This is a genomic window from Clostridium fermenticellae (assembly GCF_003600355.1).
Classification (GTDB): Bacteria; Bacillota; Clostridia; order Clostridiales; family Clostridiaceae; genus Clostridium_AV; species Clostridium_AV fermenticellae.
The window spans coordinates 18,419-30,885 of the sequence record NZ_CP032416.1 but is presented as its reverse complement, the minus strand read 5'-3'; the positions used below and the strand labels follow the sequence as shown (position 1 = coordinate 30,885).

Annotated in this window: 10 protein-coding genes, 4 tRNA genes and 1 other annotated feature; of the genes, 5 read left to right on the top strand and 9 right to left on the bottom strand. The window is 29.0% G+C overall.

All coding sequences use genetic code 11. The features are described from left to right. Positions 1 to 18 precede the first annotated feature (18 nt). Together D4Z93_RS00145 and D4Z93_RS13260 are read left to right on the top strand one after the other, a co-directional pair. Entirely contained in the window at positions 19 to 1,302 is a 1,284-nt protein-coding gene (locus D4Z93_RS00145; RefSeq protein WP_119969775.1) for a BclA C-terminal domain-containing protein, read from the top strand. Between the two features lie 118 nt (positions 1,303 to 1,420). After that, the gene (locus tag D4Z93_RS13260; RefSeq protein WP_199798396.1) at positions 1,421 to 2,236 is read left to right on the top strand and encodes an alpha-helical endospore appendage domain-containing protein; all 816 of its coding nucleotides are present in this window, start codon (positions 1,421 to 1,423) and stop codon (positions 2,234 to 2,236) included. 117 nt (positions 2,237 to 2,353) lie between these two features. Here the strand turns inward: D4Z93_RS13260 and D4Z93_RS00135 are convergent. Together D4Z93_RS00135 and D4Z93_RS00130 are read right to left on the bottom strand one after the other, a co-directional pair. Continuing rightward, a tRNA-Arg gene (locus tag D4Z93_RS00135) sits at positions 2,354 to 2,430 on the bottom strand. A gap of 75 nt (positions 2,431 to 2,505) precedes the next feature. Then, entirely contained in the window at positions 2,506 to 3,072 is a 567-nt protein-coding gene (locus tag D4Z93_RS00130) for a TetR/AcrR family transcriptional regulator (RefSeq protein WP_119969774.1), read from the bottom strand. A 217-nt stretch (positions 3,073 to 3,289) separates the two neighbouring features. On the opposite strand from D4Z93_RS00130, the gene D4Z93_RS00125 reads away from it, so the two are divergent. From D4Z93_RS00125 to D4Z93_RS00115, 3 genes are all read left to right on the top strand, one after another. Then, positions 3,290 to 4,186 carry a phosphatidylserine decarboxylase gene (locus tag D4Z93_RS00125; protein WP_119969773.1) on the top strand — a complete coding sequence of 299 codons (897 nt, stop codon included), beginning with the start codon at positions 3,290 to 3,292 and terminating at the stop codon, positions 4,184 to 4,186. A 44-nt stretch (positions 4,187 to 4,230) separates the two neighbouring features. Continuing rightward, positions 4,231 to 4,307: transfer RNA gene (locus tag D4Z93_RS00120), tRNA-Arg, on the top strand. Between the two features lie 153 nt (positions 4,308 to 4,460). Next, positions 4,461 to 5,423, top strand: coding sequence for a G1 family glutamic endopeptidase (locus tag D4Z93_RS00115; RefSeq protein ID WP_119969772.1), 963 nt, complete (start codon positions 4,461 to 4,463; stop codon positions 5,421 to 5,423). Between the two features lie 129 nt (positions 5,424 to 5,552). Here the strand turns inward: D4Z93_RS00115 and D4Z93_RS00110 are convergent. From D4Z93_RS00110 to D4Z93_RS00080, 7 genes are all read right to left on the bottom strand, one after another. Next, a tRNA-Ser gene (locus D4Z93_RS00110) sits at positions 5,553 to 5,643 on the bottom strand. A gap of 20 nt (positions 5,644 to 5,663) precedes the next feature. Beyond that, positions 5,664 to 5,754, bottom strand: a tRNA-Ser gene (locus D4Z93_RS00105). A gap of 88 nt (positions 5,755 to 5,842) precedes the next feature. Then, on the bottom strand, positions 5,843 to 7,123 hold the full coding sequence (gene serS / locus D4Z93_RS00100; protein WP_119969771.1) for a serine--tRNA ligase: 1,281 nt from the start codon (positions 7,121 to 7,123) through the stop codon (positions 5,843 to 5,845). A gap of 61 nt (positions 7,124 to 7,184) precedes the next feature. Beyond that, positions 7,185 to 7,387 (bottom strand) — a binding site (T-box leader). Between the two features lie 84 nt (positions 7,388 to 7,471). After that, positions 7,472 to 7,837: a DUF1667 domain-containing protein gene (locus D4Z93_RS00095; RefSeq protein WP_119969770.1), complete on the bottom strand. Its 366-nt coding sequence runs from the start codon at positions 7,835 to 7,837 to the stop codon at positions 7,472 to 7,474. A gap of 18 nt (positions 7,838 to 7,855) precedes the next feature. Beyond that, entirely contained in the window at positions 7,856 to 9,244 is a 1,389-nt protein-coding gene (locus D4Z93_RS00090; RefSeq protein ID WP_119969769.1) for an NAD(P)/FAD-dependent oxidoreductase, read from the bottom strand. A 38-nt stretch (positions 9,245 to 9,282) separates the two neighbouring features. After that, the gene (locus D4Z93_RS13390; RefSeq protein WP_243105957.1) at positions 9,283 to 9,984 is read right to left on the bottom strand and encodes a hypothetical protein; all 702 of its coding nucleotides are present in this window, start codon (positions 9,982 to 9,984) and stop codon (positions 9,283 to 9,285) included. Between the two features lie 83 nt (positions 9,985 to 10,067). Then, positions 10,068 to 12,263: a hybrid sensor histidine kinase/response regulator gene (locus D4Z93_RS00080; RefSeq protein WP_162920222.1), complete on the bottom strand. Its 2,196-nt coding sequence runs from the start codon at positions 12,261 to 12,263 to the stop codon at positions 10,068 to 10,070. Positions 12,264 to 12,467: the final 204 nt, after the last annotated feature.

Here is a 12,467-nt window from a genome sequence, read left to right as displayed (position 1 = left end):
GAATGGAGGTTTTTATAAATGTCACAGCCTAATTTACCTTCTCTTAGCCCTTCTATTACACGAGAAGATGCATTAAACATGGTATTATTCTCTATTGCTATGGAAGAGCTTGGCCTGAGTCATGTGATAAACTCAGAAGGAGAGAAAATTCAATTTGTATTAGGAACATTACCAGGATTGAATGATAATCCATCAAGTATTGATGATATAATTTCGGTTAATAAAAATGTTAATACCCTTATTGATGTAATGGCACAAACTCAACTAATACTAAATTCTACAATGGATGATGTTCTTAATTCTCCTGTATCAGTAGGAGCAACAGGTGCAACTGGCCCTACTGGCCCTACTGGTGCTGCTACGGGTCCTACTGGTGCTACTGGCCCTACTGGTTCTACTGGTCCTACCGGCGATACTGGAGCTACCGGTAATACTGGGGCTACTGGTCCTACTGGTGTAACCGGTCCTACTGGTGTAACTGGTCCTACTGGTGACACTGGCTCTACTGGCCCTACTGGGGCTACTGGCTCTACTGGTGTAACTGGCCCTACTGGTGATACTGGTCCTACTGGTGATACTGGTGCAATCGGTCCTACTGGAGTTACTGGTGCTACTGGTGTAACTGGTGCTACTGGTGACACTGGTCTTACTGGTGGTACCGGCGCTACTGGTGATACTGGTCCTACTGGTGACACCGGTCCTACTGGTCCCACTGGCCCTACCGGTGATATTGGTCTTACTGGTGATACTGGTCCTACCGGTCCTACTGGAGCAACTGGTGTTACTGGTCCTACCGGTGCTACTGGTGATACTGGTCCTACTGGTGATACCGGTCCTACTGGCCCTACTGGTGCTACTGGTCCTACTGGTCCTACTGGAGCTTTGGGATTAAACCCTACTTCAACAGCAGGGTTCGCTGCAAATACAAGTGGTAGTATAATAAGTGTTATACTTTTAGGAACACTTGTAAATCTGCCAAATTCAAAGGTGTTTTCATCTGATATTTCTCCAAACTCCTCAAACACTATATTTACTATAAATACTGATGGACTATACCGTATTTCTTATCACATTAATACTACTGCATCACTTTTATTGGGATCAAGACTCATAATAAACGGTTCTGCAAATACAGCATCTACTATAAATCCTATTATTGCTACTTCAAATTTCACAAATGAAATAGATATAAATTTAACGGCAGGATCAACAGTATCCTTACAATTGTTTGGAATTCTAGGATCTGCAATTTTATTAGGTTCCTCTGCTGGTGCATCACTTATGATAATTCGTATAAACTAATATTAGTGATTTTCTAAAAGGCTCCTAAAAACTGGTCTTTTAGAAAATCCATAATTAGTTTAAAAACATAATATATTAACTACATATTCATAATTATTTCAAAGGGAGGTAATATAATATGTCTTTACCAAATATTCCAAACATAACCCCAATTATTGATATAACTAGAGATGAAGCAATAAATATGCTTATGGCATCTATTGCAATGGAGGAAATGGGATTATCACATATTATAAATGCAGAAAGTGAAAAAATTCAATATATATTAAATCCAAATAAATGTAAATGTGTTTCTATTAATGATATAAAAGAAATCAATCAAGGAGTAGAAAAAATTATACGTGATGTAACGAATTTACAGGTCTTTCTTCAGGAAAAGCTTGAAAATATTACTAAATTAATTCCTAAACCTGCTGATTATTCAAATCCATGCTTTACATGTTCTCCAGATCAATATCATAGTTTAAATTTTTCTATTATAGGCAGTGGAAGTGGACGCATAAATAACAAATGTGATTCATTTAATCATGGAATCTTTAACATTAAAGCAAATATTAATCATAATGATTGCGAAACTAATCTTTCTCTGAAATATGTTGTACAAAAAAAGAAAGATAATTATAATATTTCTGCAATTCTATTAGCAATTCCTGAAAGTATGTCATTTAATAATATAAATGATTTCAAGAATAATAATAAAGAAGATCACAATTGTAACAATGATATACAATCCATTGTAATTAAAGGACAAGGTATTATATCCTTAAAGGATGAGAACAAAGTTTTAAAACAATACACTGTAAATTTTATTTTTAAATTATGGAATTATGATAATTGCCAAAAGATAAAAATGATAATCAATTCTTGCAATTCTAAATTTAATCATGATAGTGGAATAGTTTCAATAGAATCTGGATGTTTACAAATAAAATAAATTAAAAAAGCAGTCTAAGTGACAGTAATTGTATAGTCATTTACGGTTTATAGTTAATCAAGTCTTAATAATTAAAGAGAGAGCAAAAATATAATCATTTTTGCTCTCTCTTTTTATTGGTGCACCCGAGGGGATTCGAACCTCCGGCACGCGGTTTAGGAAACCGCTGCTCTATCCTGCTGAGCTACGAGTGCATAATTTATAACTACTAAAGTATTTTAGTATAATTCTCTTAAAAAGTCAATTATATAATTAACTAAATTACATAATTATATTTGAATACCATTCAAAAAATGATCTATCAACCCCCTTTTAAACTCTTCTGAATTTTCCCTGTTATTATTAAATAATTCATATGTTGCTGATGCATACATAATTCCAAATATACTATAAGCCATTGCAAGGGAGTCACCATCTTTTATTTTCCTATCATTCATGGCATTATTTATGTATGACTGAATATAGATAATATATCCTTTTATAACTTCCCTGAATTTAATCTGCCTATCTTCTTCTCCCCAAAACTGGCTTAAAACAACTTTAATAAAATCTCTTCTGTTTTGAACTAAATCGAGTTGAACTTCACACAAAACTTTAAGCTTTTCTAATGAATCTTCCTTCTCTTTTGCCATAACCTCGATTTCTTCTTTTATTATCCTCATTCCCTCATCTACTATATACTCAAAAATCTCTTGTTTACTCTTAAAATAATAATATAAAGTGCCTTTTGCAACTCCAGCATCCGATGCTATCATATCCATTGTAGCACCACTATATCCACAACTAGAAAAGACTTTCATAGCTGATTCATATATAGTTTTTTTAGTTTTATTCATTTCAATATCACTCCGATTATTATCAAATATTTATTGACCAGTCAGTATAAATTCTCAATTATATTATACTATCTTATTGAAATAACTCAATACTTTTACTAACATTACTTTTAATTTGTAAATTGAACATCTGAAATAAAAATACAAGTTGACATTTTGCACTCTATAGTAAATAATTTAAATTGAAAACTTACTTTTCTTAAGAGGAGTTAATAATATGATAACTTATTATAACAGAAAAACAAAAAAATATGAAATAGAAAATGTAGCAGGAGATAAATATTTAAATTGGGTTTATTCTTCACCTATAGGAATGAATTTTTTAGAACTCTTCGTAAAAAAGAAGTTATTCTCAAAATTATATGGGTATTATTGCAACAGCGCTCTAAGTAAACATAATATAAATAAATTTACTAAAAAGTTTAACATAGATATGAAGGAAAGCATAAAATCAGTTAAAGATTTTACCTCATTTAATGATTTCTTTACGCGAAAATTACGTTCAAATTCAAGACCGATAGATATGAATAATAATGTATTAATATCTCCAGGAGATGGTAGGTTAACAGTTTATCAAGACATAGATATGGATAAAATAATTCAAATAAAGGGATTTACATACAAGTTGCGTGATCTTATAGATGATAACAACATAGCTTCAAATTTTTCAAATGGAACCTGTTTGATATTGAGATTATGTCCTACAGATTATCATAGATTTCACTTTATAGATAATGGTGTGTGCAATAAGACACAAAGGATAAATGGTGACTATTACTCGGTAAATCCAATAGCTCTAAAAAATATTCCAGAACTATTTTGCAAAAATAAACGTGAATGGACTTTATTTCATTCTGAAAATTTTAATGATATAATTTGTGTTGAAGTAGGTGCTACCTGTGTCGGATCAATAATCCAGACATATACACCGGGCAAACTTATAAAAAAGGGGCAGGAAAAAGGTTACTTCAAATTTGGTGGTTCTACCACAATTCTATTTTTTAAAAGAAATACAATATATATTGATAAAGATATAATTGAAAACTCTAAAAGTGGATATGAAAGTAAAGTCAAAATGGGAGAACACATAGGCAGCAAAATAGATAATTTGTAATTTGATTTTTCAATAACATTGTGCTATCATATTACTGTTGATTTGCATCAGTAGCTCAGTTGGATAGAGCAGTTGGCTACGAACCAGCGTGCCGGGGGTTCGAATCCTCTCTGATGCACCAAATGAAAATCGTATTACAAAATGTAATACGATTTTTTTACGTAGAATAATAAATTGCCACAAATTTGCTTTAAAATTACCACAAAATCATCATATAAATATTATAAAATAGTTATTAATTATAAATATATCTAATTGAAGGGAAAGATGATTAATGAAAAATATATTTGGGAAATTCTCTATGATAGTACTTTCATTTTTATTCATATCAGGATCATTATTTATTACTCATACAAATTTATTTCAAAAAAATGTTAACAACAATCAATATGTTTTTTCTAAATTTTCTCATAAGGGACAACTAGATATTTCACAAAGAAATAATAAAACAGGAAATATAAAAAATTCTTTTAGTCTTCCGTCTAATACTCAAACTTCATCAAACTGGTCTGGCTATATAAGTAAACCAACTTCTAATGCAATCTATACCAGTATTTCAGGAAATTGGACTATTCCTAATGTTTCATCTAATAATAACTATGCAGTAGCCGCTCAATGGATTGGCTTAGGTGGAGTTTCTTCCTCTGACCTTTTACAAATGGGAACTATGGAAGAAATCAAAGATGGACAAACTACAGTTGAAGTATTTTGGGAAAAGCTACCTGATGCCTCTCAGAATATAATGAGTGTCCCTATTGGATCAACCATTAGTGCTAAAATATATAAATCATCGAATTCAAACTCTGAATGGACTTTGACATTCACTGCTACTTATCCTAATGGCACTGCCCAAACTAAAACAATAAACACAACACTTAATTCTTCATATGAGAATGAAATAGGAAAATCTGCAGAATGGATAAGCGAAGATCCTTCAAATGGATACAGTAAGCTGCTTCCTTTAGCAAATATGGGTACTGTTAAATACCAGGGAACTACAGTTAATGGTAATTTATTAAATTCATCTACTAATACTGTTGAACTTATAGCATTAGTATCCAATGGAAATATATTAATTTATCCTTCTGAGATTGGATCAGATGGTGAATCATTTACAACAACAAGTATTGATCCAAATTCAGATTTAAATTCAAATGCAAACTCTGATTTTAGACATCAATTTAGAGAATTTCCGATGACTAATTCAATGCATAATAGAATACGCTCTCGTTTCTAAAATTTAAATACTATTTATCTAACTAATTAAATAATATGAGAACAGTGATTTAGTTCAAAAACACTGTTCTCTATAAATTTTCAAGATAAAGTTACAATAAAAAAGCATCCATCAAACGGATGCTTTTTATGGCGGAGAAAGAGGGATTTGAACCCTCGCGCCGGTCACCCGACCTACGCCCTTAGCAGGGGCGCCTCTTCAGCCACTTGAGTATTTCTCCATGTCCTACTTAAATATATATGGCGGAAAGAAAGGGATTCGAACCCTTGGTGCGGTTACCCGCACGCCGGTTTTCAAGACCGGTGCCTTAAACCAACTCGACCATCTTTCCACGTTTGCTGACATGTATTATTATAACATATTAAAGACACATGTCAACAATTTTTTTCACTTTATCAGGCTTTTACTTTATCAGATTTTTACTTTATCACAGACTTTCCACCCATGTAATTCCTTAAAGCTTCGGGAATAACTACAGTTCCATCTTCTTGTTGGTAATTTTCAAGCAGTGCTGCTACTGTTCTTCCTACTGCTAAACCAGAACCATTTAAAGTATGAACATATTTTGGTTTGTCTTTTGGATTATCTTTGTATTTTATGTTAGCACGTCTAGCCTGAAAATCCTCAAAATTACTACAACTTGATATTTCCACATATCTATTATAACTTGGCATCCATACCTCTATATCATACTTAAGGGCCGCTGTAAATCCTAAGTCTCCTCTACATATTCTAACTACTCTATAAGGCAATCCTAAAATTTGTAACGCTTCCTCTGCATCATGAGTCAATTTTTCGAGCTCATCATAAGATTGTTCCTGTCTAGTAAACTTGACCATCTCAACTTTATTAAATTGATGTTGTCTTACAAGACCTCTTGTATCTCTACCAGCTGAACCCGCTTCTGATCTAAAACATGCACTGTAAGCAACATGCTTTATTGGTAATTTGCTTCCATCTAATACTTCATCTCTATAAAAATTAGTTACAGGTACTTCTGCTGTAGGTATTAAAAAGAAGTCATTATTTGAGATGTTAAATGCATCCTCTTCAAACTTTGGAAGTTGACCTGTTCCAGTCATACTGGTCCTATTTACCATATATGGTGGAAACAATTCTTCATAACCATGTTTTTCTGTATGTAAATCCAAATAAAAACTTATAACGGCTCTTTCAAGTTTTGCTCCTAATCCTCTATAAAATGTAAATCTTGATCCAGCAACTTTACCTGCTCTTTCAAAATCAAGTATATTTAAATCAGTTCCTAAATCCCAATGCGGTTTTATTTCAAAACCAAATTTAGTTGGTTCTCCCCATCTTCTTATTTCAACATTATCAGCATCTGATTCACCTGCTGGAACTGCTGGATTTGGTATATTAGGAAGTCTGAGCATTATATATTCTATCTTCTTATTTATGTCTGAAAGCTTAGTATCATATCCTTTTATAGTATCAGAAAGCTTTTTCATTTCAACTAGCATCTCATCTGTATTCTTTCCTTCTTTTTTTAATTTTGGTATCAAACTAGAATCCTGATTTCTTTTATTTTTCAAAGTTTCAACTTCAACTAAAATTTTTCTTCTATCCTCATCTAATGATAAAACTTCATCTATAGATTTAGGATCAAATTCCTCTCCTCTATTTTGCAATTGTTTTTTTACCTCTTCAGGATTATTTCTAATTCTTTTTAAATCTAACACTTTAACTCCTCCTTAAACATATGTATTTTCATTTAATATAAAAAGAGCCCTTCATCCCCAATAAAGGGACGAAAGACTCCGCGTTGCCACCCTAATTAATCAATAAAAATATCTTGATTCTCTTAAATTTATAACGGTATTGCCGTACTGTTTATAGCAGTCCCTCAAAGGTGGATTCACAACATATCCGTATCAGCTCACACCAAAAATTACACTGACTCTCTTAAACTTCAATATCATTACTAGCCTTATCCTAGGTTTAATTTTCGTTTTTACTTAATTATATATATTTTAATTATTTATGTCAACAATTATACAATCACTTTCTGTAATCAATTATTGTAAAAACTACAAAATAAATTTTGCAACAGTTTTAGTAGATATTATATCAATCCCTGTATTTAATATATTTGTGCATACTATATCACCACATTTTATAGGCGCACCAACATGCAATCTACTTAATGCCTTTGAACATTCTATCCATATAGATTTATCAATTGGTTTATTGCTTCTTACAGGTATAACATTACATTTAGCTCCCTTTATTCTTACAAGTGTAGTTAATATGGCTTTATTATTATTTATCTCCATATTAGCATACTTTATACCCTGATTACATAAGTTTCCATTAACTTCTATCTCATTATTATATTTATCTATATCTAGTATACATTTTTTACTGCACTTAGGACAAATACATTGTCGTATCAATTTAATTCCCCCATTAAATCACATATCATTAAATTCCTTTATTCTACCCAATATAAGTTTTGAATCCCCAGACTCTCTAACAATATCTGTCATATCTTTATTCATTTCTCTAGCTAAAATTTTAATTACTTTATTTAAACATCTAGCACCCATACAATCGCCAAAAGTTATGCCAGTTCTTCTTCTAACTCCCTCTAGCGTTCGTGCACCCAAAGGTCTCCTTATCGCATCTATTATTTCACCCTCAGTTATTTTATTGCAATAGCATACCATTTTACCATAACTCTTATTTAATTTTATAATTTTTTTTCTGTCATTATTGCATAAATCTCTAAATTTATAAAATTCCCTTCTCTTATCTATAAAGTCTTTCTTTAACACACAATTCAAATTATTAACTATAGTTTCACATACGATTTTAGCTATAGCAGGTGTAATTGTAACTTGAGCATAACTTTTACCGTTCACACTTATATATCCACTTTCCATAAAACTATCATCTATAATCAAAGTATCATTATAAAATGGGATCTCATAAAATTGACTTATATTTTCTTCTTTTACTAAGTTATTAAATTTAATAATTTCATTAAAAGCATCTTCGTAACTTATATCAAAAGCTGATTTTATATAAACTGCAGAATTTCCTTCAATTGTAGGTGACATACATATTTGTTCGCCATCCTCTTTTATAAAAGTAATTATAGAATCAAATTTTTTCTTGACCTTATTATTTAAAAGAAAATATTTTTGATTTTCTCTATTCTTATTTAACCTATCTGATTTTCCTATACTATAATTTTTGCCTGGAGTCGTATTTAAAACCATATTACATGTAAATTTATTTTTATTAGTAATAACTCTAAATCCTTTAGACATCCTTTGTATATCTAAGACCTCTTCTTCAAGTTTAAAATTAACTCCATTATCAAATGCTATCTCTCCATAAGCTAAGGCCAAATCATAAGGTTCTATTATTAAAGTATTCTTAGAGTATAATACTTTCTTTACCTTATTACTTAAAGCATGTTCAATTTTCAAAGCATCATTACCGTCTAACAAGTATATATTATCTATTATATCTTTTTTTTCATTATATATTTCAATAAGTTTATTTTGGCAATTTTCATCTTCTGCAATAATCATAGAGTTATATTCTTTTAATTTAACATTGAATTTTTGAGCCATATCTCTTATAAGTGAGTTACCCATAATTTCTAATTTTGACATTAAGCTATCATTGCACTCCAATCCATCATATACTATAGTCGAATTAAAAAGCGCAACATCATCTGCTATATCATAGTCTCTTTCTATAAGAGCTATATTTAAGCTATACTTTGAAAGTTCATATGCAGCAGCACATCCAATTATCCCTCCACCTAATATAAGTACATCATAATCCATATAAACAAACCTTCCTTATTAAAAACTCAAATAGAGAATTAATAATGTATAATGACAGCAGAACCATCTGAAATAAATTTAAATAACCAATCCGAATCCTGAATTGAAACTCTTATACTATCATAAGCTATATTAAATCCAAACCTATTTCCCCTACATTCTATTATATTACCTTTTTCATCTAGAGGTATAGAGTGTATTAGATAATTTGAAAAGAATTTAACATAATATCTTCTACTGCCTTCATAATTATAACTTCCTTTTCCATTTATGTAAAATACACCTGATGGAATTTCATCATACTGGTCATCATTTAAAAAATAAGGAATAGTTTTTACTATATTTCTATTCTTTATAATATTTATATCTGATGTATTTAAATCAATATCCAATACATATTTAGTATCTTTATATATTACATCCTTTAAATCTTTTTCTTTTATCCATCCAAACTTTCCATATTTATTATCTTTGCAATATACATATTCGTTTTTCTTATAATATCCTATAACTTCTTCATTTTTATTTAAAGTACAAAGAACTGTATGCTTACTAATACTTTTGTCATATACTTCGGTATTATCATATCTAATATAGTAAGACATTTTCATAATACTATTATTATAACCAATTCTATCTTTTCCACTAACATGATTATCACTATTAAAATTTGAATTAGATGAAGGACAAAAAATAAAAATGCATGTAAGTATAAATACGTAAATAAAGATTTTTTTCATTTCAAATCAAAATCCTCCAATAAAATTCTTATTGGTATTATTTACAAAATCATCATACTTTAAACCTGCATTTTTAAATAATATTATCTGAATTCTTTATAATCCATAAATAATTTAACTATATCACTTTTATTTATTGGCTTATTTAATATAAAATCTACCTTATTAAGTTTTTCTTTACTAAATTCACCAACCCATCCGGTCATAAGACAAAAATAACTATCATCATACATTTTCTTTACCATATTAGCAACCTGCAATCCATTTATGGACGGCATCGAAAAATCACATATAACGACATCATACCTTCTCCTTGCTATTTCCTGTTCTATATTTTCACATCCGCAATTCTTAACTTTACAATCAGATATCATTGACTTTAACATATTTGATATGACATTTCTTATTTCTTGTCTATCATCTATTATTAAAATATTACCATTAAAACTTATTCTTTTATCATAAAGGTTGTCATCATGTTTAATAACTTCCTTTGATATAGGTAATTCTATCTCAAACATGGTTCCAATATTTTTTTTGCTAAATACACGAATCATTCCATTATGTTCCTTTATTATATCATTTGATACACTAAGACCTAATCCTGATCCCTTATTACCTTTAGTAGTGAAAAATGGTTCAAATATCTTTTCCATCTCACTTTTACTCATCCCTATACCATCATCTTTTACATATAATCTAACTTTTTCCTTAATACATTTACTAATTATATTTATAGTTCCTCCATATGGCATTGCGTCAACACAATTTCTTATAATATTTATAAAAACTTCTCTTATTTCAGTTGCATTTCCCTTAATCTTAGCTTTAGAATTAAGTTTTGTAACTACAACTATCTTTATTCCATTCGCTGCACTTTCCATAAGCCATTTACTTTTAGTAAGTTCAACTGCATCTAAAATTAAATCATCTATACTAAATATTTCCGATTTACTTTTATTATATTGTTTCGCAATTTTCTTGACTTTATTAGTTATATTCATGCCGTCATAAGCACAAATTTCTATTATCTTTAACTGTTTTAATAAATTTTTATCATCTATCTTATCCTTTAAAAGCTGAGTACAACCAATTATAGGAGTTAAAATATTGTTTATATCATGTGCCACTCCCAATCCGATTTCACCCATAAGCTTTAGCCTTTCATTTTCCATGAGTCTACTTTTTAAATTAAAATTCATATATTTGTATTGAATTATGCAAAATGAAGCTTTACATATATCTTTTATATATCTAAAATCAAATTCTGATATATAATTATGATATCTTCCGACATATATTATTCCATCTATTGTATCAAAATATTTCACATGAATTGCTGCACAAGATTGTACTCCTATTTTCTCTAAACATCCTTTCAAAGATTTGTCAATACAGCTATCATTGTTCATTAACAAATAATCTTTAAAATCTGTTCTTTCTATACTTTCAGTTAAATAAATTTTATATTCATTAATTATTCCTGTAAAATTATCCAGTTTAAATATATCGTTTCCATTATCATTTAAAGTATGAATTATACAAAAATCAACATCACATATATTTACTAATTCATTTACTATAAAGCATGTGAATTTGTCCATTTTTATACCTTTAGGTATTTTATCAAACATATTATTAAATGAAAAAATAGCATTATCGCGGCATGACAATTCTTCACCGTATTTTAATAAGGTTACAGTGCTATCAATATTATCATTACAGGAACATAAGATCTGTGACTTCATATATTCAATAACTACATCGTCAAAATTATTTAAAAACTTTCTAATATCTTTGAAATTATATACGATATTATATATATAAATGATATTACATACATTTTTATTTGAATATGAAAATATATCCTCGATACATTTTTTAATTTCACTCAATTTACTAAATCTTTTAGATATACTTTTAAAATCCCAGATCACACAAAGTTCTTCCTTTGTTTTTGCAATCATATTTAACATATGTAAAAATTGTATTGGATTAACAGTAAAATCAACAACATCATAATACTCTATATTCAAGTTTTTATTTTCAAAACATCTGGTTAAAAAAGTATTTTTTTTATTAATATATATATCTAAAATTTTTCTATGTAATATACTATCTGTAAATATAACCACTTTCTTATTATCCAAAAGATTTTTAAGTATAGAATTTCTAATAATTTTAGGTATATATTTTCTAGTATTAAATTTTTTAGTTTCAATACATAATAACTTTTTACACTTATTTTTAATAAATAATTTATTATATATACTCTCCATATTATACCTCACTAATCTATAAATCATACATTCGACATGTTTTTTATAAATCCTTCTAATCACATTAAAATTTATAATTTTTTATATAAATTTTTCTTATAATTTAATTTAATAACATTAAATGAATTTAATTTCAAAAATTATATTTTAAAAATAAAAATATCTTTTTACTAAATATATATGTAAATATAAATAAAAAACACC

What these genes read in the sequence shown, in the direction of transcription:
- D4Z93_RS00145 (WP_119969775.1), top strand. Translation starts at nt 19, where the DNA reads ATGTCACAGCCTAATTTACCTTCTCTTAGCCCTTCTATTACACGAGAA.
- D4Z93_RS13260 (WP_199798396.1), top strand. Translation starts at nt 1,421, where the DNA reads ATGTCTTTACCAAATATTCCAAACATAACCCCAATTATTGATATAACT.
- D4Z93_RS00130 (WP_119969774.1), bottom strand. Translation starts at nt 3,072, where the DNA reads ATGAATAAAACTAAAAAAACTATATATGAATCAGCTATGAAAGTCTTT.
- D4Z93_RS00125 (WP_119969773.1), top strand. Translation starts at nt 3,290, where the DNA reads ATGATAACTTATTATAACAGAAAAACAAAAAAATATGAAATAGAAAAT.
- D4Z93_RS00115 (WP_119969772.1), top strand. Translation starts at nt 4,461, where the DNA reads ATGAAAAATATATTTGGGAAATTCTCTATGATAGTACTTTCATTTTTA.
- D4Z93_RS00090 (WP_119969769.1), bottom strand. Translation starts at nt 9,244, where the DNA reads ATGGATTATGATGTACTTATATTAGGTGGAGGGATAATTGGATGTGCT.
- D4Z93_RS13390 (WP_243105957.1), bottom strand. Translation starts at nt 9,984, where the DNA reads ATGAAAAAAATCTTTATTTACGTATTTATACTTACATGCATTTTTATT.
- D4Z93_RS00080 (WP_162920222.1), bottom strand. Translation starts at nt 12,263, where the DNA reads ATGGAGAGTATATATAATAAATTATTTATTAAAAATAAGTGTAAAAAG.